Raw genomic sequence first — 23,400 nt, 5'->3', positions numbered from 1 at the left:
TTACCTACGAGCCTTTAAGATATTTTGGAAAAAGCTTTTCATTTGAGTCTTTATCGCGTTTTCACATAAGAAATCTTACGCTAGAATAATCTAATACGCCTCGCGTAAATTCACACTATTTAGCTAAATTTTTTGATATAATCCCCCGCTTTAAAAGCTAAAATTCAAAGGAAACATATGAAATTTATTTCTCACAAAATTTTAAAAAGTGCGGTTTTGCTAGCGGCATTAGGATCTTTTGCGACTTGCGGCGCCGAGACGCAGCAGCCTAGCGGCCACGCCATAAGCGGCGTAGCGCTATCGGCGATAGAGGAGGACAATAGGGCGAAAGAAAATTATCTAGTCATCGACGTCAGAAGCGCGGATGAGTACGCTGCAGGCCACATAAAGCACGCGATTAACATCCCGCTTGGAGAGCTTGAAAGCAGACTGGACGAGATAAGCGCCTATAAAGATAAAAACGTCGTGCTTTATTGCAATACGGGCAACCGCAGCGGCAAGGCGCTTGATCTGCTTAAACAAAAGGGCTTTAGTATGCTTATGAATGCGCCAGGCGTGAAGCAGTATAACTATGAGCTGTATAAGGTCGGCAGCATAAACGCGGAGGGGTTTTTGAAAATAGCGAATAATCCGAACGTGCTGATTATCGACGCTAGAGAGAAAAAAGACTATGACGCCGGACATATGAAGGGCGCGATAAATATCCCATACGGCGAGCCTTTAGAAAACTACAAGGACATGCTTGAGGCCAATAAAGACAAAAAGATAATCACGCACTGCTACAGCGGCAACCGCAGCGCCAAGCTAGCCAAAGCCCTAAACGAGCGAGGCTACAACGTCACAAATCTACTCGACGGCACGAAAGAGTATAATTACGAACTGGTGAAGTAAATCGGGATTGGCTCTTGAGGTAAAATTTTTACGACCATTTTTTGTATTCGCCGCGTCTTTATAAAATGCAGCTTCGCGGCACCCGATAAGACAGGCGCCGCTAAATTTGAAATTATTTGCTCCGCCTGCTCATTTGGCGCCTACTTTGCATAAAATTTGTCTTTGATGTAGGGAGTAAATTTTAAATTCTCCATACCGAGGCGGCAATAGCGCTTGGGAGTTTAGCTCCTTTTAGAGGAATTTTTAAAATTTAAATCATAAAGCTGTAGCGGGAAAGCAAGTATTTAAAGCTAAAAATAGAATTTTATAAGCTAGCGCGGGTTTTGTGGGATGTAAAAGTGAAACGGACTCTATAAAAGTTGCGTGAATTTTAAATGCAGACGAATCGCTTAAAAATTTTACTTCCGAAAATGGAATTTCACGCTAGTGGTGCGCGCGTTTTAAATAGCCTCACCAATTTCGATAAAATTTGCGCTTTAGGAGAGGCAAGTAAAATCAAGACCGAATTCTAAAAGCAAATTAAGCCCGCAACGTATTTCTCGCTCCATCATTACAATGAATCGAATTTTACGCGGGAATCAAACGCACGAATTAAATTCTGCACGAAATTTTATTCAACCAAGAATTCCTTCTTATCGATCGTGCCGTGATAGAAAATCCCGAGCGTATCATCAAAGGTCTTATCCAAAAATCCGTCTTTTTTTAGTCCTGCTAAAGATGTATTGATTAGCTCTAGCAGCGCATTATTGCCCTTCTGCACGGCGATTGCGTTGTAAGTTTGCTTACCTAGACCATCCAAAGCAACCTGCGTTTTATTATCTATGATTGCGTATGCATGCAGGATTAGGTTATCATCGACATGCACGGCATTTTTCGCCCTTTTGAAAGCGCGGTAACATTTAGCCGAACTGGCGCAGAAATTCAAATTCTTTCTGAAGCCCGCTTTGCGTAAGAAATTGTGAATAGGAGAGTGTTTGATGACGAAAATCCTCTTTTTGCGGAGTTGATCGAAGCTCGTGATATTTTCGTCTTTTTTGGCTAGCACACCTACCTGCACCTTAAAATAAGGCTCCGAAAAATCTACTTTTTTCGCTCGCGTGGGCGTAGGAGTAAAGGTCGCAATCACCATATCCGCTTCATTGCGCTGTAAAGCGCTAATGCGTCTTGAAGCCGTGATCGGGATAAATTTTACCTTGCCGGGATTATCGCCGAAAATCTCCTTACCGAGCTTTTCGCCAAGAGCAATCTCAAATCCCCTATATTTGCCGTCTACGAGCGCACTAAACGGCGGCTGATCGTTATATACACCTATGCGAACGAGCCTATCTTTTTTGATCTGATCCAAAGAATTTGCAGATAGAAAACCAAGTAGCAGAGCCGCCAAAACAAATACTTTCATTTGCTCCCCTTTTAGTTGAAATAAGGCGCAATTATAATAAAAAGAAATTATAGCCAGCTAAAATTCTGCGATTTATGGCGCATTTTCATCTAAATTTATGAAAAGATGAAATTCGCGGAGAAATTCTATGTCCAATTTACAAACGAAATCTCATAAAAAACTTACACGAGCGAAATAAAAAGCTCTTTTAATTAAATTTTATAGACAAAATTTACGAATGAATTTCACGCTAGAAAACCTTATCAAAATTTACGATATTCTTAAAAGTAAACGGCGAAATTCTACGCAGATTTAGCGTCTAATTGCGAATTTAGCTAAGGGGCGAAATTTAGCTCCGCTGTTACGCAGAAGCTCAAGCTCTTAAAATTTCGTAAAGACCAAGCCAAGATGAAACGTAGCGGCCGATAAGTTTAGATCGGCATTACGCGGATGTTTGGGCTAAGGTTTTCTTGCAAAACATTTTCGATCGCGTATAATGTACCGCTCGCACCGCTGGCGCAGCCGCTACAAGCGCCAAGATAACGGATATATATGTCCGTTTTGCCGTCGTCTGCAGGTCTGATATCGATGACGTCGAGATTGCCGCCGTCCATCTGAAGCATCGGACGGATATCCTCGTCAAGCACCCCTTCGACGGCCTTAAATTTACCGATTAAATTTAACTGCTCAAAACTCATCTCCGCTCCCGCTTTCGCGCTAGTAGCGGCACTCGCCTCGGCTTGAGCTTGAAGTCTCTCTCGCTCCATCTCCTCTCTGGTTTGCTTTAAAATATCGACCAGATAGTAATCCTTCTCCTCGTGTCCGCCCGGGCGCACGCAGGATTTACAAAACGCGCCCGCTTTGGTGTATTGCGTGATCTCCTCGACCGTATGAAGATCGTTTAATCGGATCACCTCTTTGATCGTGCCGAGGCTTACGCGCGCGCAGTCGCACACGATGATCTCGTCCTCGAAATGCGCGGGATCGACGCCCTTATAATTCGCTGCAGCCTGCTTGATGACGTCGTATGCCATTACCGAGCAGTGCATCTTTTGCGGCGGTACGGCGGGCTCGTCGGGATTATCGCGCATCGCGTGCTCTACGTCTAAATTTGTAATCTTTACCGCTTGATCGACGGTCTTTCCGATACAAAGCTCAGCCATCGTGTCCGAACTCGCAATCGCCGTGCCGCAGCCGAAGCTTTTAAATTTAGCGTCTAAAATTCTATCGGTTTTAGGATCTATTAGCCAATATAACCGCACCGCATCGCCGCAGCTCTCGGCGCCGAAGTCTGCGACCACTAGCTTACCGCCTCTAGCCTTCGCCTCCTCCTCGGTGATCTCGCCCATATAGCGAGGATTATTCATGCGGTCCTGCACTTTTTGCGAGTATTGCTCCCAGATCGAGCCATTTATCAAACTATTTTTTGCCATTTTTTATCCTTTATTTTTCTCATAACCTTGCGGCGCGTAAGCAAACGTGCTTGAAATCCCGCGCAGACGGGCGATAGCTTTACTTATATGCTCGATCGCATAATCGATCTCCGCCTCCGTCGTAAAGCGCGACAGCGAAAGCCTTAGCGCCGTATGCGCCAGCTCCTTATCCGCGCCGATCGCTTCCATTATCGGGTTATTCTCGAGCGCCTCGCTCGCACATGCAGAGCCCGTAGAAGCGGCGATGCCAGCTTTATTTAGATCCCACAGCATTGCCTCCCCCTCGACGCCTTGGATCGAGGCGAGGATGGTGTTTGGCACGCGAATGCTGCGATCGCCCACGACGCTTACGTTTGAAATTTGCAAAAGCGCATCTTCCAGCTTATCGCGCAGTCTGCTTACCTGAGTGCGCTCAAAATCCATAAATTTATTCGCTAGCTCCAAAGCTTTGCCGAGCCCCACGATACCAGAAACGTTTAGCGTGCCGCTGCGGCGCCCGCCCATATGCTCTCCGCCGTGAAGCAGGCTCGTAAGCGGCTTGCTATCTTTGATGTAGAGCGCGCCGACCCCCTTTGGAGCGTGAAATTTATGCCCGGAAAGGCTCAAAAAATCCACATCCGCATCGCGCACGTTCACCTTTATCTTACCTATCGCTTGCACCGCGTCGGCATGATATAGCGCGCCATGCTCGTGTGCGATTTGTGCGATTTTTTTTACGGGGAAGATCGTGCCGGTTTCGTTATTTGCCCACATCACGCTAACAAGTGCGGTTTTGTCGTTAATTTTTTCGGCAAGCTCGTCAAGATCGATCTGTCCGTTTTTATCGACGCCAAGACGTGTGATCTTTACGCCGCAAATTTTTTCTAAAAAAGCACAGGTCGCGCTGATTGCGGGGTGCTCGACGGAGCTTATGACGATATTATCCTTCTCGCCGGTTAGAATTTTATCGTAGTAAATTCCTTTTAAAACCCAGTTATTGCTCTCGGTCGCACAGCTTGTGATGACGATATCGTCCGCATCCGCAGCGCCGAGCCCCGCATAGAGCCTATCCATAGCGGCTCTTAGCGCGGGGTGAGTCTCGCTGCCGAAGCTGTGAAGGGAATTTGGATTGCCGTATTTATCGCAAAAAAACGGCTTCATCTCCTCAAAAACTTCGGGATCGACCATCGTAGTGGCGTTATTATCCAAATAAACGCGCTGCATAAAATTCCTTTCTAAAATTTGTCTGAAATTTAATCAGACAATTTCGCTCTTTTATCAATTTCGCACGATAATATAACATAATTGCTAAATTTTTCTTTAACGCTTGCCGTTTTAAAAACCGAAAGTTTTCGGAGAATTTATTAGATCGAAAAATTCCTTGCGCGTGTCGTTTCGGCTGATAAAAAGCCCCCGCAGTGCCGACGTAGTCGTGGTCGAGTTGATCTTTTGCACGCCGCGCATCTCCATACACATATGCCGCGCTTGAAGCACCACGCCCACGCCGAGCGGATGGATCACCTCTTGGATTGCGCTTGCGATCTGCTCGGTAAGCTGCTCTTGGATCTGCAGCCTGCGCGCGAAAATATTTACCATACGCGGAATTTTACTAAGCCCCACGACCTTTTTATTCGGGATATATGCGACGTGCGCGCGCCCTATAATCGGCAGCAGATGGTGCTCACAGAGACTATAAAATTCTATATCTTTTATCAAAACCATCTCATTGTTGCTACTCTCAAACAGCGCGTCGTTTAAAATTTCTTTTGGATCCAGCTCGTAACCGCTAGTTAGAAACTCATAGGCTTTAGCCACGCGCTCGGGCGTCTTCGCAAGCCCGTCGCGCTTAGGATCCTCGCCTAAAATTTCAAGTATCTGCGATACGCAGTTTTCAAATTTAGCTCGGCTTTTTTCGTCCATTTTTAGCAATTCCTTAAAGATCGATGCGCGATATTACTCAAAAACGCCTTTTATAACGCTGATAAATTTTAAAATTCCGCGCGAAATTTTATCAATCTCATTATGTTAATGATAATATATTTAAATTTAAGAAATTTTTGTTTAAAATCCGCCGTTTTGATAAGCTTTATCTAAAAGAAGTTCGGTAATGAAATTTAAGATGAGTTTTGGCGCGGCTTTGGCGCTTTTTTCTTTTGCTTGCGCCGAACAAAACGCCGCAGCAAACTCCGCCTCGGGCGAAAACCTAGGCGATATCGAGGTCGTAGAATGGGCGAATAACGACGACGGTTACCGCGCCGTACGCAGCGAGATCGGCAAGACGGCTAAGAGAATTTTAGAAATTCCGCAAACCGTAAATGTCGTAACGCAGCAGCATCTAAAGGACAAAAAGCCAGAGACCCTAGCCGAATCGCTGCAAAACGTAAGCGGCATAAGCTATGCAAATACGACGGGAAATATTTTCGATGCGATCATCAAGCGTGGCTTCGGCGAGGGTCGCGACGGCTCGATTATGCGCAACGGCGTACCGGGCGCCGTGATGCACAATTTCAACAAAACCATTCAATCCGTCGAGGTTCTAAAAGGACCCGCGAGCATGCTCTACGGCGCGCAGCAACCGGGCGGCGTCATAAACATGGTAACCAAAAAGCCGCAGTATGAGTTTATAAATGAAATTTGGGGTGGGCTGGGCAATCGCAACTATTGGGACGCGGGATTTGATACTACAGGGCCGATTGCAGATAGCGGCTTTGCGTATAGATTTATATTCGATTACTACGCGAAGGATTATTGGCGAAATTTCGGCGGTATAAAAAACACGCTCTTTGCGCCGTCGCTTGCGTATCAAGGAGATGATTATTCGATAAACTTAGGCTACACCCATAGCCGCTCTACCGATCCGGTGGATCGCGGCGCGTTTTTAGTGCCGAGTACGGGTAAAATTTATGGCAGCGGCAAAGTCCGCTTCGACGAGCCGGTAAATAAACTACAAAGCAAGCTCGATACGGTTGATTTCGGCTTTGAGAAGGAATTTAACGAGGATTGGATATTAAAAGGCGCCTATGCTTTCTCGCGCAGCAAGCACGAATACGGCTACGTCCGTCCGAACAATCCATTCACGCCCCAAGGCCTTACCGGCACGACGCGATCGTATAACTACTACGATAATTTCATACACCGCACGCACGCAGCAAGCGTCACGCTAAACGGCAAATTTGAAACGGGCCCGCTTAAGCACGATGTCCTTTTCGGCACGGATTACAAAAACTACTACAGATACCGCCCGGGCGCGCTAAAAGGCACCGCAGGGCGCATCAATATGCTTACCGGACAGACCGCTTCGGGCGCCGTCTTAACGAACGATAGAGAGCCAAAAATACAATATCAAAAGCTAAGAACGATCGGTCTTTACACGCAAGATAATATAAATTTAACCGACGAGTTAATACTTTCTTTGGGCGTGCGTAGGGAATTTTACGATCAAGTAGCCAAACAAAGCTGGCAAGGACCGAACAACACCGATCAGAAAAAGGCTGCTACGACCTATCAGGGCGGGCTTTTGTACCTGTTAAGCCCGCAGTGGTCGGTATATACTAACTACGCGCAAAGCTTCACGCCGCAGATGTCCATAGGCGAGGCGATAGGCGGCGATCTAAAGCCGGAGGAAGGCAAATCCGTGGAGCTCGGCACTAAATTTCAAAACGATCGAGTCACTGCGGGTGCGGCGGTGTTTAATATCGATAAAAGAAACATCCTGCGAACGGTAAATAATATAAGCGAGACGATCGGCAAGGCCCGCTCGCGAGGATTTGAGCTCGATATAAATGGGCGCGTGACGCAGGGACTTAGCATGTCGGCGAGCTATGCATATACCAAAACGAGAGTGCGTGAGGACGACGGCGCTTTTGCGGTGCTAATCGGCAAACCGCTGGAAGCGACGCCGAAGCACCAAGCAAGCCTATTTGCCAACTACGATTTCGCGCATCTAGGCGCAAAGGGGCTTAGGCTCGGCGGCGGCGCGCGATACTTCGGCTCGTGGTACACCTACTATATGCGCACGAACCTACCGAGCGTGCCCGCAGGAACGGCGTTTAAGCTGCCTCACGCCGTAGTTTATGACGCCTTCGTGAGCTACGATACTAAAATTTCGGGCTATGATACGAATTTTTCGTTCAACGTCAAAAATTTGACCGACAAAAAATACTATACCTCATCCTCGACCGGCACGACTACGAGCGTGATACCTATTCAGATGGGCTACGCGCAGCAGTTTATGTTTAACGTATCGGTAAAATTTTAGCCTCAAGCCCGCTTTAAATTTCAAGGCGGGCTTTTAAAATTTTGATAAATACAAACCGCTTAGGCTCGGCAAATTTTGGAAATTTATACTTTAAATAAGAAATTTTTTGATATATTACGAGCTATTTTTAAATTTTTTAAAGGAATTTTATGGAAGTAAAAGCAAAAATGAAAGACGCCGCGAATGCGGTCGCTGCGAGCAAGATCGAAGCAAAGCAGATCGCAGCCAAAGTAGAAGAGCTAGCCAAAAAGGCCTCCAAGCAGCTAAGAATCGACGGATTTAGACAGGGCAAAGTGCCTACCGCAGTGGTTTTGAAGCGATACGGCAAGCAGCTTGAGGGCGATGCAAAGCAGGAGCTTCTTAAAAATATGATCGACGAGTCTCTTAAAATTTTAAAGAAAAAACAAGATGAAATTTTATCCGAGCCGGTCTTTTCTAAATTTGATGAAAAAAACGGCGACATCGACGTCGAGATCGAAATTTCTTTCAGGCCCGAGGTTAACGTCGAGGGATACGAGGAGCTGATCCCTAAATTTAGCAGCCCGCGCGTTACTCAAAAAGAGATCGACGAAAAAGTAGCGGAATTTTTGCAGATGATCGCTCCGCTTTCTAAAACCAACAAAAAAATTCTAGCTAAAGACGATTTTGCAAAATTTGATTTCGAAGGCTTCGTAGACGGTAAGGCGTTCGACGGCGGCAAGGCCGAGGACTACGTCCTTCAGATCGGCTCAAATCAATTCATCCCCGGCTTTGAGGACGGAATGATCGGACTTAGAGTGGGCGAGGAGCGCGACGTAGCGGTTAAATTCCCCGAGAATTACGGCGCGAAAAGCTTAGCCGGCAAGGACGCGATTTTTAAAGTCAAGCTTCATGAAATTCAGGCTAAAAAACCTGCCAAGGAGCTCGGCGAGGAGGAGCTAAAGCAAGCGCTTCCGGGCGAGAAAGAGCTGAGCAAGGAGAAATTTGAAGCGCGCATCAAAGAGCGCATCAAAAACGATAAGCTTCAAAAGCTGATAAACGAGGATCTAAAGCCTAAATTTGCCGACGCGCTCGCCGAGAAATTTAACTTCGCGCTTCCAAAAGCGATCGTCGAGCAGGAGATAAATTTACAGTTTAACAACGCATGGAGCGGCTTTTCAAAAGAGCAGATCGAGGAATTTAAAAACAACAAAGACGCCCTGGATAAAAAGCGCGAAGAGTTTAGAAAGGCTGCCGAAAACAGCGTAAAACTTACCTTCTTAATCGACGAGCTAGCTAAAAAACGCAAGATCGACGTGAGCGATCAGGAGCTTGTCCAAGCGGTCTATATGGAGGCCTACACCTACGGCGCCGATCCGAAGGAGCATCTAAATAGATACCGCAACAACGGCATGCTTCCCGCCGTCAAAATGGCACTTATAGAGGAAAAGCTATTTAACGATATTTTCTCAAAGCAGGGCAAAAAAGAAGAGAAGGGCGAATAGATGGTGATTCCTTACGTTATCGAACAAACTAGTCGCGGAGAGCGCAGCTACGACATCTACTCGAGGCTGCTAAAAGACCGTATCGTAATGCTTAGCGGCGAGATCGACGATGCGGTAGCAAGCTCGATCGTCGCGCAGCTTCTGTTTTTGGAGGCGGAGGATCCGGATAAGGATATCTATCTATACATCAACTCCCCGGGCGGCGTGGTTACGAGCGGATTTAGTATTTATGACACGATGAATTACATCAAACCCGACATAAGTACGATCTGTATCGGTCAGGCGGCGTCGATGGGAGCGTTTTTGCTAAGCTGCGGCGCCAAAGGTAAACGCTACGCGCTTCCAAACTCGCGCATAATGATCCATCAGCCCCTAGGCGGCGCACAGGGTCAGGCTACCGACATCGAGATCCAAGCTAAAGAAATTTTACGAATGAAAGAAATTCTAAACAACATCCTTTCGCAAAATTCCGGCAAAGATCTCGCGCAGGTCGAAAAGGACACCGATCGCGACTTTTTCATGAGCGCTGAGGATGCCGTGCAATACGGCTTGATCGATCAAGTACTTCAAAAGAGCTTTAAATAGATGATCCTAGATGTCCTTACCTATCCGAATAAAAAGCTTTATCAAAGATCAACCGAGGTCGTTAAATTCGACGCGGCGCTGGGCGAGCTTTTAGACGATATGTATGAGACGATGATCGCAAAAAACGGTATAGGCCTTGCCGCCATCCAGGTAGGCAAGCCCGTGCGCGCTTTGATTATAAATTTAGCCAATGAGGAAAAAATCCAAGACAAAAAGGACCTCATCGAGATCATCAATCCGCAAATTTTAAAAAAGGAAGGCGAGGTCGTATTCCAGGAGGGCTGCCTCTCGGTGCCGGGCTTTTACGAGGACGTCACGCGCGCCGAGTTTATCACGGTGCAGTTTCAAGACCGCGCCGGAAATACCCAGCAAATGGACGCTAGCGAGCTGCTAGCCGTCTGTATCCAGCACGAGATGGACCACCTCGACGGACATCTTTTCATCGAGCGTATCGGATACAACAAACGCAAAAAATTTGATAAAGAATTCAAAAAAAGTCTAAAAGAAAAATCGAAATGAAATCCCTAAAATGCGCTGCCTTCACGGATGCACTGATCCCCGTAGAGGTTGAGTCGACATTCGTGCGGGGGCTGCCGGGATTTAATATCGTTGGCCTTGCGGGAGCTACGATAAAAGAGAGTGAAAGCCGCGTAAAAGCCGCGCTTATGAGCCTAAATTTTAAATTTCCCGCATCCAAAATCATCATAAATCTCTCCCCCTCCGACACGCCCAAAAACGGCTCGCACTTCGATCTTGCGATCGCGCTTCTAATCGCGCTGCAAAAAGAGCGCATCGACGGCGATTTCTTCGTCTTCGGCGAGCTCGGTTTAGACGGCAGCCTAAAGAGCACGGCGAGCCTCTTTTCGATCCTGCTTTTTTTAAGCACGAAGGTGAAGCGCGCTAAAATTTTAGTGCCGCAAAGCATTGCGCTAAAGGCCTGCACGATCCCAAACTACGACGTTTATGCGGTGGATAGCCTAAGCGACGCGGTCAGATTTTTTTTAGACGAGGAGTTTGCCGCAAGCAGGCTCATGCGAGAAACCCATCCGCTTTTTAAAAACGTCGTGGAGATTGACGGGCAAATTTACGTTCCCAACCGCGATTTTTCGCTAAATTTCAAAGACGTCAAAGGGCAAAAGCGCGCCAAACGCGCAAGCCTGATCGCTGCGTGCGGCATGCACAATATCCTCTTTGAGGGCAGTCCCGGCTGTGGCAAAAGTATGTGCGCCAAGCGGATAGCCAGAATTCTGCCGCCGCAGAGCCTGGGCGAAGTGCTACTCTCGTGCGCCTACGAGTCGCTAAATAACAAAGACGTCGATTTTAGCGCGCTACGCCCCTTCCGCTCGCCGCACCACACCAGCACGCGCAGCTCCATTTTCGGCGGCGGCAGTAGCGGCGCAAAGATCGGCGAGGTCGCGCTCGCAAACGGCGGCGAGCTGTTTTTCGACGAGCTGCCGCACTTCGGCAAGCAAATTTTAGAAAGCCTGCGCGAGCCGCTGGAGGATAATAGAATTTTGATTTCGCGCGTAAATTCCAAGGTCGAGTACCAAACGAAATTTATCTTCGTCGCGGCGCAAAACCCCTGCCCGTGCGGAAATCTGTTCTCCAAAAACCTCACCTGCACCTGCTCGCTAAACGACATCAGGCGCTACAAAAACACGATCTCCGCGCCGCTGCTTGATCGCATCGACATATACGTCGCGATGGACGAGACTGGCGCGGACGATAAAAGCGACGTTTGCAGCGAGGAGATGGCGGATGCGGTGCTGCGGGCATTTCGCGCGCAAAAGGCTCGCGGACAGAGCGAGCTAAACGCAAAGCTGCGCGACGAGGAAACCGAAAAATTTTGCGTCTGCGAAAGCGCTGCGCGGGATGTTTTGCAAATGGCGATCACCCGCTACGATCTTTCGCAGCGCGGCGTGAATAAGACGCTAAAGCTCGCGCGCACGATCGCCGATCTAGCAGGCGCCGAAATCATCGCCAAGGCGCATATTTTGGAGGCTCTTAGCTTTCGCATAAGGAGCGAAATTTGAAAAAAATTTTCTTTAGCACCGAGGAGCTCGATGCGCGAGCAAGTGCGAAATTTGGACTTAGCGAGCAAATTTTAATGGAAAATGCCGCTTGCAAGATCGAGGGCGAGATCAGAAAACGGCTCAAAAAGGGTTCGCGCGTTTTAGCGCTCTGCGGCGGCGGAAATAACGGCGCAGACGCGATGGCGGCACTACGAAGGCTAAGCGGCGATTTTAGCTGCACTGCGCTTTGCGTGTTTCAAAACAAAGGCGCGGCGGGCAAATTTCAAGCGGATGCGGCGCAGGCTGTGGGCGTTAAGTTTATCGATATCGCGAGCGCAAAAGACGCTTGCGAGCACGCAGACAGCGCGTCTAGCAAGGATATCTGCGCGCATGAAAGCGTAGGCAGCTTCTCTTTAAAGGGCGCGAGCGAGCCGCGGCGCGAGGGCGAAAGCCTAAGCGGCGCGGACATTTCTGGTGGCGGCGATAAATTACGTGCAAAATTTAAGGACTTAAAATTTACAAGCGCAAAATTTGAAACCGCAGAACACGGCGGAGATTTAGGCAAGCCAGACAGCGAATGCGACAATCCAAGCGGCGTTCTGCGCGATGAGATTATAAACGCAGACTGCATAATCGACGGGATTTTTGGCAGCGGTTTAAACAAGGCCTTAAGCTCTGAAATTTGCGAAATTTTATCTCTCGCAAACGGCACGAAATCCCTAAAAATCGCAGTCGATATCCCAAGCGGTATCGATAAAAGCGGGCGCATTTTAGGCGGTGCATTTTGCGCGGATTTGACGATCGCGATGGGCGCGCTTAAACTCGCGCTGTTTTCGGACGCGGCGAAGGATTATGTAGGGCAGATCAAAATCGCAAATCTTGGAATTTCGCGCTCAAATTTTGAAAGGGGGAGCGAATATTTTCTGCTTCAAAAAAGCGATTTGAAGCTGCCGCTACGCAGGAAGCAAAACACCAACAAGGGCGACTTCGGGCACACCTACGTCGTAAGTGGACAGATGAGCGGAGCGGCGCAGATGGCAGCCCTAGCGGCTCACGCTATCGGCAGCGGGCTTGTTAGCGTCGTTAGCGATGAGCCGTTAAATCTAAGCCCGATTTTGATGCAAAAAAGCTCATTTGAGCATGCGCGGGTGGTAGTCTGCGGCTGCGGCCTCGGAGAGCAAAAGATCGATCTTGCCGCGCTGCGGGACAAAAGCTGCGTCATCGACGCCGATCTGTGCTACGAGCGCGAAATTTTAAGCCTGCTAAATGCCAGTTCAAATTTAATCATAACGCCCCATCCGAAGGAGTTTTGCTCGCTTTTAAAGATCGCGGGTATCGCAGATATTAGCGTGAGCGAGCTGCAAGAGCACCGCTTCGAGCTTGCGCGGGCATGGAGTGAAAAATTTAGCGGCGTACTCGTACTAAAGGGCGCAAACACACTCATCGCGCAGGCAGGCATCATCTACGTCTGCGACAAGGGCAGTGCCGCGCTCGCAAAGGGCGGCAGCGGCGACGTGCTCGCAGGGCTCATCGGCGGGCTACTCGCGCAAGGCTACTCGCCTCTGCAAGCCTCAATCTGCGGCGTCCTAGCCCACGCACTCGCCGCGCGAGCCTTCGCCAAAAACTCCTACGCGCTAAATCCGCTCGATCTCATCGAGGAGGTAAAATGGTTGTGAAAAAGCTCGCCGTGCTTTTTAGTGGCAGCGGCTCAAATTTAGAGGCGATCTTGCAGAAGCTGCACGGCAAAACTTTTGGGGGTACTAAAATCGAAGTCGTGCTAACGCTAAGCAACAAAGCGGATGCGGGAGGCATAGCAAAAGCTGCGAAATTCGGGCTTCAAAGCGTGATCCTAAATCACAAAGATTTTGCTAGCCGCGAGGAATTCGACGCCGCGCTCGTGCGCGAGATCGAAAAAAGCGGCGCGGAGCTTACGGTGCTTGCGGGCTTTATGCGGATTCTAACGCCCGTTTTTACGAGCAGGATTCGCGCGATAAATTTGCACCCGTCGCTGTTGCCGCTTTTTAAGGGCGCGCACGCGATAAAGCAGAGCTTTGAGAGCGACATGAAGGTGGGCGGCGTGAGCGTGCACTGGGTCAGCGAGGAGCTAGACGGCGGCGCGATCATCGCTCAGCGCGCGTTTGAAAAGAGCGCAGGAATGAGCTTTGAGGCTTACGAGGCCAAAATCCACGAGATCGAGCATGAGCTATTGCCGCAGGTGATCGTAGAAATTTTGTGCCAAAGCTAAATTTAGCGCAGAAATTCGCGCTAAATTTAAAAGAGCGGAATTTTGTAAATTTTAAAGCTTAGTCCTTTGAATTTAGGGGCGAATTCGAAGCTAAATTTTAAAATTTGCTAGCTAAATTTAGAAAGATAAAGATGACCGCAAACGAACTGGAAAAACTAAGGCTCGGCATCCTGGATGAGGCGGAGCAGCGCAAAGGCGCGGCGTTTTCGATAATAGTACTAGCGGTGCTGGCCTCGGCGCTGTGGCTATTTTTCAATTTTAGAGATCAAGAAGCAGCAATAGGCCTCTGCTGGATCATAGTGGTATTTAGCTGCGGCAGCATCTCTTTTAGAGTAGTGAATAAAGATGCAAATATAGTGCGCGTATTTATCTTTTGCACCTTGCTGTGGATACTTGCCAAAGGCGTAGAAATGTGCGAGAATGATACCTTGCGCTTCGTCATCGCACTCGTAACCATCTGCCTTTCTTTGTTTAATATCGCGGATGCCGTGCTGGAGCGGATCAAATACAATAGATCCAAAAAATTCGTCCGCGCCTTTAAACACCAATATATTGCGCCCTATATCGCAAGCCTAGGTTATCGCTACGAAATTTCAGGCTCGTTTCGGCCGGCGTATCTGCGCGCTAGCGGCCTATTTGTGGACGGCATAAGCTATTTTGATTGCGAAGATAAAATTTCCGGCGTTTATGACGGAGTATTTTTCAGCTTTGCGGATGTTTGCGTGACTCATACTGACGAACGACGTAGCAGCAGGGGGATCTTTTTCTACGCGGAATTTAAAAAGCGCATAAACTCAGTGGCCGTGATCCTGCCTTCGCTCAGCGCGAGACCGACGCTCGGCGGACTTAAGAAGATCGCGATGGACGATAGCGAGTTTGGATCCGCATTTAGCGTGTATAGCGCCGATGCCGTGTCTGCAATGTACGCCCTCACGCCCGCCTTTATGCGGCGCTTGCTTCGCTTTAGAAGCGGTGCCGGCGGACCGATCAGTTTAAGCTTTTCCGGTAGAAACGTCTATATTTTCATCCGTACGGGATACGATAGTTTCGAGCCTAGCGTGGATCGCAGCGTATTTGGCTTTGATCCCGCCGCGTCTATCAAGCACGAGCTTCTATTCTTTCTCTCCATAGTAAAAAGTCTAAAATTAAACGAAAATATCTGGAAAGATTAAATTAAAATTTGACCTTAGATCCGTAAATACGGAGGCTTTGTACCGCCGCGAAATTTTAAAATTTAAAAGTAATCTTCCCGGCTCGGCGCCACTATGATTTAGAATTTTCGCGACAAGGTCTATTATATTTGCGGCGGAGAGCAAAGTTTGAAACCTATCGCGACGAAATTCTATGCGGTTTATAAATTTTTGCGGTCTGCATAGAGGGATTGAGCAAAGATGGATACTGATATGGCGATGATTGCACCGTACGCTTTCCATAAGGAGATTACCACGCTGCCTATCATCGTGCCGTAAACGCTACTTTTACCGTCGCGAGCTCGCGTCAAAAAAATAGAGTGCCCATCGCGGCAATGATAGAAGAGATAATTTACTTATATTTGCATCGTTCATTTCGCTATCCTAATGCTTTTAAAAATCAACGATTAAAAAGCTCACACAAAAGCTGACCACACATTTAATCTGCCTCCAAGCATTTTTAAGCGACAATACGAAAATCAAATTTTCGGAGTCCTCATGACGATTTACGAGTTAAAGCCCAAATTTCAAAATTTACTTCGTCCGTTAGTAAGACGTCTTCACGGCGCGGGCGTCAGCGCAAATCAAGTCACGATCACAGCCTGTGTCATTTCCGTTCTGCTGGGCGGACTTCTGATAAAATTCGCCGAAATTTCGACGCTATTCTTTCTGCTGCCCGTTTGGATGTTTTTGCGTATGGCGCTAAATGCCATCGACGGCATGCTGGCTCGCGAGTTTAATCAAAAAAGCCCGCTGGGCGGCTACCTAAACGAAGCCACGGACGTCATCTCGGACGCCGCGCTGTATCTGCCGTTTGCCTTCGTGGCGCCGTTTGACTGGGGAGTTATCACGCTCGTTATCTTTCTATCTTTTATGAGTGAGTTTTTGGGCGTCCTAGGGCAGGTGCACGGTTGCGGCAGGCGATACGACGGGCCTATGGGCAAGAGCGACCGCGCGTTTATATTCGGGCTTATCGGTACGGTATATGCGCTATCTGGGCGACTACCGGAGTGGTTTAGCGGGGTACTTTACGCCGCGATATTTTTACTCGCGCTTACTTGCGCAAACCGCGTGAGAATGGGGCTAAAAAGCGGGGAATAAGGCGCCTCTGACGAGGATAAATTTAATAGCTATCTCCAAAATCGACGCAAGGTAAATTCGCCTAAATTTGATATAATTGCAAAAGTTTTAAGCTCGCCTCGACGCGGGCATGCAATAGTTATAAATTTGATCTTGTTTAAATTTACGAGATTTTTTGAGGCGAGGATAAAATATCACGGCGAACTTGTCCGCTTAATTTAGACATTTTAAAAGACGCTAGGCGCGCAAAACGTGCTCGGTTAATTTCGAGCGTTTTATCAAAGTCGGTGAAATCAAAGGCAAGTAGCAAAAGCGGCAAATTGCAGGCGTTACTTAAAACCGTATCGGCTTTAATCGCCTCAAAATTTATGTCTAAACGCTCGTTTTCGGCAAGATGGGCGAGAAGCTTATTTGCCGCACGCAACCGTAAAATTGAGGGCACCGCAAAAAGTGAATTTGAAAAGTAAAAGAGTAAAAAGGATACAAGATGAAAGAATTTTTAGCCGCAGCGCTTGATTTTATCCTTTGCCGTATCACGATATTTATCACGGGCGTACGGCCGCCGCAGGAGCTTTTAAATATCGGCGAGGGTACTAAAATTTACTACGCGAACCACGCTAGTCACGGAGATTTTTTGCTGATTTTCGTCTCGCTGCCATACCGCGTGAGAAAGCGCGTGCGCCCCGTCGCGGCGGCGGAGTACTGGGAGAGCGGGCCCGTGCGCAGATTTCTTGCTAAAAACGTGTTTAATATGGTGCTAATCAGTCGCCATAAAGATCCGCTAGAAGCGCTAGCGCAAATGAGCAAAGCGCTAAAAACGCACTCTCTCATCATCTTTCCCGAAGGCACGCGCAAGATGGACGACGACCTCGCACTGCAGCCGTTTAAAAGCGGGATTTTCCGCCTGGCGCAGCAGTGTCCCGCCGTCTCGTTCGTGCCCGTATGGATCAAAAATGCGCGAAACGTCCTGCCTAAGGGCTTTTTCGTGCCTATTCCGCTGCTTTGCGAGCTGATAGTGGGCGAGGAGATATTTTACGGCGGTGAGAGCAAGGGCGAGTTTTTACAAAAGGCGCAGGACGCGCTACTAGCGATGAGCGATACGCAAAATGACAGAACGAAAGCCTAATTTGTCGGCTTTGGCGAGAGCGGTAAATTTAAGCCCCGTAAATCCGCCACGCAAGACGGGGAGATTTGCGACCGATCTTTACGGCAAATTTGACGGCGAGCCTTCTAAAATGACGGCTAAAAGCGTCAAATTTAAACGCGAAACCCGGATCAAAACGCTCGCTACGCCGCAAATCAAATTTGATCCAAATGCAGGCTCAAAGCGCGAGTATTTCTGGCTAACAAATTTAACCATTCAAACCGTCCGCACGGCAAACCAAACGCGCGTAAATTCGACTAGCTCGGAGCGCTCCGAAACAGGCGTTAAATTTAGCTTCAAATTTAACCCAAAGGCCCTAAAATGAACCCGCAAAATCATATCTTAAATCTATTTTTAGGACTCATAGCAGTGCTGGTCGTCTCTAGCGCCATTGCCTTTATGCTAAAGGCGAAATTTGGCGCCGAGAACAAAACCATCTCAAATTTGACCTCGCGCATAAACGCCTGGTGGGCGATGATTTTGGTCATTTTTGCGTTTACGTATATGGGCAAAAACGCCGTGATATTTTTGTTTTTGCTTGTATCGTTTGCCGCTTTGCGCGAGTTTTTGTCGCTCATCTACATCCGCAGAGGCGATCACATCGCGCTCGTGGCGTGCTTTTACGTGATTTTGCCCATGCAGTATATTTTTATCTACGCTGATTGGTACGCGATGGCGATGATATTTATCCCGGTTTACGGATTTTTATTTTTGCCGATTTTGGCGGCTATTTGCGGCGATGCGGCCTATTTTTTAGAGCGCTCGACGAAGATCCAGTGGGCGCTGATGATCTGCGTGTTTTGTATCTCACACATTCCTGCGCTTCTTTTGCTGGATCTTAAGCATGGCAGCGGCATGGAGCTGATGCTGTTTTTGATCCTAGTCGTGCAAGCTAGCGACGTGCTGCAGTATATCTGGGGCAAGCTTTTTGGTAAGCGCAAGATCGCTCCTAGCATCAGCCCGTCTAAAACGGTGGTCGGCTTTGCGGGAGGGGTTCTTAGCGCTAGCGCGCTGGCTGCGTATCTGCATCATCTCACGCCTTTTGGCGCGGTAGGGGCGTTTTTTATCGGGTTTGCCGTTTGTATGATGGGCTTTTTAGGAGGGCTCGTGATGTCGGCGATCAAGCGCGATCTGGGCGTCAAGGACTGGGGCTATATGATCAGCGGGCATGGCGGGATGCTTGACCGTATGGACTCGCTGTGCTTTGCGGCGCCGATATTTTTTCACATCGTTAGATATTTTTACGCGTGAGGTTTTGATGAAAATTTGGAGCAAAATTTTACTTCTGACGCTCGCGGCAAATTTTGCCTTTGCATTTTCAGCTGGGAAACTTGTGCAAGACGCTAGAGCGCAGGTCGGGCAGACGCTATTTTACGATCCTTCGTACGAGAGGCTAGCCTATCCGATGGGCGACGTGGATATAATAAAAGGCGTTTGCACCGACGTCGTCGTTAGAGCGCTGCGCAGGCAGGACATCGATCTGCAGTGGCTCATTCACGAGGATATGAGCGCAAATTTTAACGCCTATCCAAAAAACTGGAGCGCGAAAAAGACCGACAAAAACATCGATCATCGCCGCGTACCAAACATCGCGACCTACCTAAAACGCAAGGGTTACGAGGCGAAAGGCGAGTTTAAGGCGGGCGATATCGTGACGTGGCGGCTGGATAACGGCAGGCCGCACATCGGCATAGTTTCGGATAAATTTGCCGGCGGCAAAACTCCGCTCGTGATCCACAACATCGGGCTTGGCGCGCAGGAAGAGGATGTGCTAAACGAGTACGAGATAACGGGGCATTTTAGGATAAAATAAGCGTAAAAATCGATAAATTTAAGTAAGAAAGGCGAAAAATGGAGTTTAAAGAGAGCTACTTTATAACGAGCGACGGGGCGAGGATATTTTACAGATACCGCCTGGCTGCGGACGTGGCGTGCGAAAACCCGGGCGCAGACGAATTAAATTTGAGCGAGGACGGTAAATTTGAGGGCTCAAATTTGAGCGCCGGAGCCGCAAGCGAAACGTCAAATTTGGCTAGCGAGCAAACAGGCGGCGCGGACGAAAATACGGAGCCGGATTTTGGCGGCGCGGGTAAATCGAGCGAGCAAAATTTACCAAACGGCGGCGAAAATTCGGACTCAAATTTAAACGAAACAGGCAAATGCGGCGCGTCAAATTTGAACGAGACGTCTAGCGAAAACGCCGAGCAAAATCTCAAATTTAAAGCCGCGCCAAATGCCAAAGCCGTAGTGATATTTCACCGCGGACACGAGCACTCGGGCAGGACGACGCATGTAGCGGACGGGCTAGCGGATGAGAGTTTGAGCTATTTTGCGTGGGATCAGCGCGGACACGGCAGGAGCGACGGCGAGAGGGGCGACGCGCCAAGTATCGGCCGTCTCATCACCGACGTGGACGAGTTTGTGGCGCACATCGAGCACAGATTTGGCTTTGAGGCGCAAAATCTAGCCGTGATAGCCCAAAGCGTGGGCGCGGTGCTGGTCTCTGCGTGGCTGCACGACTACGCTGTGCGCGTTCGCTGCGCGGTGCTAGCTAGTCCGGCGTTTAGCGTGAAGCTTTACGTACCGTTTGCTAGGGCGGGACTAAAGGCGATCTACCGCGCCCGCGGAAATTTTTTCGTAAACAGCTACGTCAAGGCTCACTATCTCACTCACGACAAACAGCGTCAGGCCAGCTACGACGCCGATGCGCTCATCACTCGCGCGATCTCGGTGCGCATATTGCTTGGGCTTTACGAAGCGGCGCAGCGCGTGGTCTCTGACGCGGCCGCGATCACGACGCCTACGCTGCTGCTGGTTTCAGGCGATGATTGGGTCGTGGAGCACGCCCTGCAGCACGAGTTTTACAACGCTCTTGGCGCGCGCGTAAAGAGGCGCGAGGTTTTAGATGGATTTTACCACGATACGCTGGGCGAAAGCGAGCGGGAGAGGGCGTTTGAGATCTTGCGCGAGTTCGTCGGCGAGCGCTTTAGCGCGCCTTTTAGCGAGGTGGACTGCACGCACGCGGACGAATACGGCTTTAGCCGCGAGGAGGCCGATAGGCTAGCTACGCCGCTACCGAGATTTAGCCTGAAAAATTTACGGTTTAAATTTCAGCGGATATTTATGCAGGCGGTTTCGCCGTGGGTCGGCGGGCTAAAGATCGGCGAAAACACGGGCTACGATAGCGGCAGTACGCTTGATTACGTCTACCGAAACGAGCCGCAAGGGGCGAATAAATTTTTTAAATTTATCGACAAATTTTACCTAAACGCCATCGGCTGGCGCGGTATCAGAGAGCGCAAGCGAAATATCAAGCTAGCCATCGACCAAGCCGTAGCAAAGCTGCAAGAGCGCGGAGAGCCGCTACGACTGCTAGACATCGCCTCGGGGCACGGCAGATACATACTAGACGCCGCGCAGGGGCATAAATTTGAGCGCATAACGCTGCGCGACTACAGCGACATAAACGTAAAAGCCGGTAGCGAAATGATAAAAGAGCGCGGCCTAGAGGACATCGCGAGCTTTACGCAGGTAAATGCGTTCGAAGCCGCTAGCTACGAGGGTCTGCAGGGCGTATATACGCTTGGCGTCGTGTCGGGGCTGTTTGAGCTTTTCCCTGATAACTCGGTCGTACGCACCGCGCTACAAGGCTTTTCAAGCAGCGTAAAAAGCGGCGGCTACCTCATCTACACCAATCAGCCGTGGCACCCGCAGCTTGAGATGATCGCGCGCGCTCTATCTAGCCACAGGCAGGGCGCTGCGTGGATCATGCGTCGCCGCAGCCAGGCCGAGATGGATCAGCTCGTGGAAAAGGCGGGATTTAAAAAAGTAAAAGAGTGGATAGATGGGGATGGGATATTTAGCGTTAGTTTAGCTGTTAAAATTTAGCGGCTCGTCTCGTGAGTGCTTTTCCGAGATTTCGCAAAATTTTCGCTCCGCAGGCTATAGCCTAGCGCACGCTCAATTTTGCTTCAAAACTCGAAAAATCATCTCGCGATACTTCGCCTTATCGTTTTACGTTCAAATTTGCAAATTTGACTCATCGGGACCCGCACCCTAAAAATGCAAATTTAAAATTTACGGCGCGACAGCACCAGATAAACCTGCGCATAGCGCAGCAACCTCTCACGTCGTAGGGGTTGGGGGATCGTTAAGGGGGAAGGGAGCTCTTTTGCTTCGCTAGCGCTCGCAACTGCTAGCAGAGCGTAATTCAAGCCCCTTTCCCCTTAACAAAAAAAATTGACTTGCACAAAAAGTTTAATTCATAACGATAAATTTGACTAATTCAAATTTAGTACCTTAAAGATGCGGGTCTCGGTGCGTAAAGTTTACAAATTTGCGTCAAGCAAACGATCTCGGACCGATAAATCCGTAAAAACGCAAATCCGATAAAATTTGATAGAATTAGCAAAAAAGGCAAAAATGAAAACAAAACCGTTTTTATCGCAGCTGGCCGCGCTAGTCGTCGTTGCGGCGATATTTTACGCTAGCTACGGCGCCACGAATGCCCTCGCGAGCGCTCGCGCGAACGTGCCGGAGATCTATTTCGCGTGGGAGCGCGCGCTACCGTTTTGGGCGTGGAGCATCGTGCCGTACTGGTCGCTAAATTTGCTCTACGCGCTTGGATTTTTCCTCTGCCGTGACGCCGGGGAGCTCGCGCGCTACGTTACGCAGCTGCTAGTCGCTCAGATGATCGCGACGCTGTTTTTTATCGCTTTTCCTCTGCAAATGTCGTGGGAAAAGCCCGCGGTTTCGGGCTTTAGCGGCTTTTTATTCTCAAGCCTCGCCGCCTTTGACCTCCCGTTTAATCAAGCTCCCTCGCTACACATCATACTTTGCGTCGTGGTGGGCGCATTTTACCTTCGCAAGGCGCGCTCGGTTTGGCTTAAGGTGGCGCTTGTCGCGTGGTTTGCGCTCATCGGCCTTAGCGTGCTGACCACGTATCAGCACCATTTTATCGATATTCCGACGGGGCTGGCCGCGGGCTGCTTCGTCCTACTCATTCGTCCGATGGATGGCGAGCCGCTTAGATTTGCCATGGCTACGGACGCAGTGCGCTACAAATGGGCGGCTCTGTATCTAGGGCTTTCGTTTGTGACGCTTTTTGCGGCGATTGCGGGAGCTAAAATTTGGGGCGCGTGGATGCTGTGGCTATCTTGGGCGAGCCTTAGTTTCGCGCTGGTTGCTTGCGGTTACGCGTTTTTGGGCGCGGGAGTTTTTGCTAAAAACGGGCAAGGCCGTCACGCCGCCGCGGCTAAAGCTTTACTTTTCCCGTATCTTTGCGTCGCGCGGCTAAATGCGATTTTTTGGTTGCGCAGACGCCGGCTTTCAGACGAGATTTTGCCCGGGCTGTATCTAGGCTCGGTTAAGCAGGCGGGTAAATTTGACGCGGTGCTGGACTGTGCGGCCGAGTTTGAGCGGCCGGGCGACGCGCAAATTTACGCAAGCGTGCCTATGCTAGATATGATAACGCCGAGCGCGACCGAGCTAAAACGCGGCGCGGACGAACTCGAGCGGCTCGTAAAAAGGGCTCTTTGCGGCGGTGAAAATTTACCGCAAATGGAGGCAGAGCTAGGATCAAATTTTAGCGGCGAAGTAAACGGCTGCGCACACGGGCTAGATTTTAAATTTCACGAGCAAGCGGACTCGCGGGTAAATTTGCAAACGCGCGTCGCGGCTAACGAAAGCGAAATCGCCGAGGCGGGGCAAAATCTTACAGGCGCGAACGAGCGAGCCGCCGAG

General features: G+C 49.2%; 20 protein-coding genes. 16 read left to right on the top strand and 4 right to left on the bottom strand.

All coding sequences use genetic code 11. The features are described from left to right. Nucleotides 1-177 precede the first annotated feature (177 nt). The gene (locus tag Q0140_RS03785) at nt 178-891 is read left to right on the top strand and encodes a rhodanese-like domain-containing protein (protein ID WP_297962053.1); all 714 of its coding nucleotides are present in this window, start codon (nt 178-180) and stop codon (nt 889-891) included. A gap of 610 nt (nt 892-1,501) precedes the next feature. Here the strand turns inward: Q0140_RS03785 and Q0140_RS03780 are convergent. The 4 genes from Q0140_RS03780 to folE all read right to left on the bottom strand — a co-directional run bounded on the left by Q0140_RS03780 (nt 1,502) and on the right by folE (nt 5,601). After that, nucleotides 1,502-2,290 carry a transporter substrate-binding domain-containing protein gene (locus tag Q0140_RS03780; RefSeq protein WP_297882471.1) on the bottom strand — a complete coding sequence of 263 codons (789 nt, stop codon included), beginning with the start codon at nt 2,288-2,290 and terminating at the stop codon, nt 1,502-1,504. Between the two features lie 410 nt (nt 2,291-2,700). Beyond that, nucleotides 2,701-3,702, bottom strand: a complete 1,002-nt coding sequence (locus tag Q0140_RS03775; RefSeq protein ID WP_005871570.1) for an iron-sulfur cluster assembly scaffold protein NifU — start codon at nt 3,700-3,702, stop codon at nt 2,701-2,703. A gap of 3 nt (nt 3,703-3,705) precedes the next feature. Further along, nucleotides 3,706-4,905 (bottom strand): NifS family cysteine desulfurase, encoded by a 1,200-nt coding sequence (locus Q0140_RS03770; protein ID WP_297962050.1) that lies wholly within the window; start codon nt 4,903-4,905, stop codon nt 3,706-3,708. A 111-nt stretch (nt 4,906-5,016) separates the two neighbouring features. Further along, a complete protein-coding gene (gene folE / locus Q0140_RS03765; protein WP_297962048.1) occupies nt 5,017-5,601 on the bottom strand; it encodes a GTP cyclohydrolase I FolE in 585 nt (194 codons plus the stop codon). Nucleotides 5,602-5,788: 187 nt separating this feature from the next. Here folE and Q0140_RS03760 point away from each other — a divergent pair, with 187 nt between their 5' ends. From Q0140_RS03760 to Q0140_RS03690, 15 genes are all read left to right on the top strand, one after another. Next, entirely contained in the window at nt 5,789-7,939 is a 2,151-nt protein-coding gene (locus Q0140_RS03760; protein ID WP_297962046.1) for a TonB-dependent receptor, read from the top strand. A gap of 149 nt (nt 7,940-8,088) precedes the next feature. Further along, nucleotides 8,089-9,402 carry a trigger factor gene (gene tig, locus Q0140_RS03755; RefSeq protein WP_297962044.1) on the top strand — a complete coding sequence of 438 codons (1,314 nt, stop codon included), beginning with the start codon at nt 8,089-8,091 and terminating at the stop codon, nt 9,400-9,402. After that, nucleotides 9,403-9,987 carry an ATP-dependent Clp endopeptidase proteolytic subunit ClpP gene (clpP, locus tag Q0140_RS03750; protein WP_297962042.1) on the top strand — a complete coding sequence of 195 codons (585 nt, stop codon included), beginning with the start codon at nt 9,403-9,405 and terminating at the stop codon, nt 9,985-9,987. Next, the gene (gene def / locus Q0140_RS03745; RefSeq protein ID WP_297962040.1) at nt 9,988-10,506 is read left to right on the top strand and encodes a peptide deformylase; all 519 of its coding nucleotides are present in this window, start codon (nt 9,988-9,990) and stop codon (nt 10,504-10,506) included. After that, the gene (locus Q0140_RS03740) at nt 10,503-12,020 is read left to right on the top strand and encodes a YifB family Mg chelatase-like AAA ATPase (RefSeq protein ID WP_297962038.1); all 1,518 of its coding nucleotides are present in this window, start codon (nt 10,503-10,505) and stop codon (nt 12,018-12,020) included. Before def ends, Q0140_RS03740 begins: the two co-directional genes overlap by 4 nt. Next, nucleotides 12,017-13,675, top strand: a complete 1,659-nt coding sequence (locus Q0140_RS03735) for an NAD(P)H-hydrate dehydratase (RefSeq protein ID WP_297962036.1) — start codon at nt 12,017-12,019, stop codon at nt 13,673-13,675. The genes Q0140_RS03740 and Q0140_RS03735 overlap by 4 nt, the downstream gene beginning before the upstream one ends. Further along, entirely contained in the window at nt 13,666-14,244 is a 579-nt protein-coding gene (gene purN, locus Q0140_RS03730; protein ID WP_297962034.1) for a phosphoribosylglycinamide formyltransferase, read from the top strand. Before Q0140_RS03735 ends, purN begins: the two co-directional genes overlap by 10 nt. Before the next feature lie 131 nt (nt 14,245-14,375). After that, on the top strand, nt 14,376-15,416 hold the full coding sequence (locus Q0140_RS03725; RefSeq protein WP_297962032.1) for a DUF3137 domain-containing protein: 1,041 nt from the start codon (nt 14,376-14,378) through the stop codon (nt 15,414-15,416). A 516-nt stretch (nt 15,417-15,932) separates the two neighbouring features. Then, nucleotides 15,933-16,535, top strand: coding sequence for a CDP-alcohol phosphatidyltransferase family protein (locus tag Q0140_RS03720; protein WP_297962030.1), 603 nt, complete (start codon nt 15,933-15,935; stop codon nt 16,533-16,535). A 466-nt stretch (nt 16,536-17,001) separates the two neighbouring features. Then, complete coding sequence (locus Q0140_RS03715) at nt 17,002-17,640, top strand: lysophospholipid acyltransferase family protein (protein WP_297962029.1); 639 nt, start codon at nt 17,002-17,004, stop codon at nt 17,638-17,640. Beyond that, on the top strand, nt 17,621-17,983 hold the full coding sequence (locus Q0140_RS03710; protein WP_297962027.1) for a hypothetical protein: 363 nt from the start codon (nt 17,621-17,623) through the stop codon (nt 17,981-17,983). The genes Q0140_RS03715 and Q0140_RS03710 overlap by 20 nt, the downstream gene beginning before the upstream one ends. After that, the gene (locus Q0140_RS03705) at nt 17,980-18,909 is read left to right on the top strand and encodes a phosphatidate cytidylyltransferase (protein WP_297962025.1); all 930 of its coding nucleotides are present in this window, start codon (nt 17,980-17,982) and stop codon (nt 18,907-18,909) included. The genes Q0140_RS03710 and Q0140_RS03705 overlap by 4 nt, the downstream gene beginning before the upstream one ends. Nucleotides 18,910-18,916: 7 nt before the next feature. After that, nucleotides 18,917-19,471, top strand: a complete 555-nt coding sequence (locus Q0140_RS03700) for a DUF1287 domain-containing protein (protein ID WP_297962023.1) — start codon at nt 18,917-18,919, stop codon at nt 19,469-19,471. A gap of 38 nt (nt 19,472-19,509) precedes the next feature. Beyond that, the gene (locus Q0140_RS03695) at nt 19,510-21,546 is read left to right on the top strand and encodes a bifunctional alpha/beta hydrolase/class I SAM-dependent methyltransferase (protein ID WP_297962022.1); all 2,037 of its coding nucleotides are present in this window, start codon (nt 19,510-19,512) and stop codon (nt 21,544-21,546) included. 534 nt (nt 21,547-22,080) lie between these two features. Then, on the top strand, nt 22,081-23,400 hold a 1,320-nt coding region (locus tag Q0140_RS03690; RefSeq protein WP_297962020.1), incomplete at its 3' end, for a phosphatase PAP2 family protein.

Source organism: uncultured Campylobacter sp., assembly GCF_938045405.1.
In the GTDB taxonomy this organism is placed as follows: domain Bacteria; phylum Campylobacterota; class Campylobacteria; order Campylobacterales; family Campylobacteraceae; genus Campylobacter_B.
The sequence above is the reverse complement of the archived record's forward strand: the minus strand, read 5'-3'. Positions and strand labels throughout refer to the sequence as shown.

Coding starts and splice junctions, on each gene's coding strand:
- Q0140_RS03720 (WP_297962030.1), top strand. CDS start 15,933: ATGACGATTTACGAGTTAAAGCCCAAATTTCAAAATTTACTTCGTCCG.
- Q0140_RS03740 (WP_297962038.1), top strand. CDS start 10,503: ATGAAATCCCTAAAATGCGCTGCCTTCACGGATGCACTGATCCCCGTA.
- Q0140_RS03785 (WP_297962053.1), top strand. CDS start 178: ATGAAATTTATTTCTCACAAAATTTTAAAAAGTGCGGTTTTGCTAGCG.
- Q0140_RS03700 (WP_297962023.1), top strand. CDS start 18,917: ATGAAAATTTGGAGCAAAATTTTACTTCTGACGCTCGCGGCAAATTTT.
- purN (WP_297962034.1), top strand. CDS start 13,666: ATGGTTGTGAAAAAGCTCGCCGTGCTTTTTAGTGGCAGCGGCTCAAAT.
- tig (WP_297962044.1), top strand. CDS start 8,089: ATGGAAGTAAAAGCAAAAATGAAAGACGCCGCGAATGCGGTCGCTGCG.
- Q0140_RS03695 (WP_297962022.1), top strand. CDS start 19,510: ATGGAGTTTAAAGAGAGCTACTTTATAACGAGCGACGGGGCGAGGATA.
- def (WP_297962040.1), top strand. CDS start 9,988: ATGATCCTAGATGTCCTTACCTATCCGAATAAAAAGCTTTATCAAAGA.
- Q0140_RS03780 (WP_297882471.1), bottom strand. CDS start 2,290: ATGAAAGTATTTGTTTTGGCGGCTCTGCTACTTGGTTTTCTATCTGCA.
- Q0140_RS03715 (WP_297962029.1), top strand. CDS start 17,002: ATGAAAGAATTTTTAGCCGCAGCGCTTGATTTTATCCTTTGCCGTATC.
- Q0140_RS03770 (WP_297962050.1), bottom strand. CDS start 4,905: ATGCAGCGCGTTTATTTGGATAATAACGCCACTACGATGGTCGATCCC.
- Q0140_RS03705 (WP_297962025.1), top strand. CDS start 17,980: ATGAACCCGCAAAATCATATCTTAAATCTATTTTTAGGACTCATAGCA.
- Q0140_RS03725 (WP_297962032.1), top strand. CDS start 14,376: ATGACCGCAAACGAACTGGAAAAACTAAGGCTCGGCATCCTGGATGAG.
- Q0140_RS03775 (WP_005871570.1), bottom strand. CDS start 3,702: ATGGCAAAAAATAGTTTGATAAATGGCTCGATCTGGGAGCAATACTCG.
- Q0140_RS03760 (WP_297962046.1), top strand. CDS start 5,789: ATGAAATTTAAGATGAGTTTTGGCGCGGCTTTGGCGCTTTTTTCTTTT.
- clpP (WP_297962042.1), top strand. CDS start 9,403: ATGGTGATTCCTTACGTTATCGAACAAACTAGTCGCGGAGAGCGCAGC.
- folE (WP_297962048.1), bottom strand. CDS start 5,601: ATGGACGAAAAAAGCCGAGCTAAATTTGAAAACTGCGTATCGCAGATA.
- Q0140_RS03710 (WP_297962027.1), top strand. CDS start 17,621: ATGACAGAACGAAAGCCTAATTTGTCGGCTTTGGCGAGAGCGGTAAAT.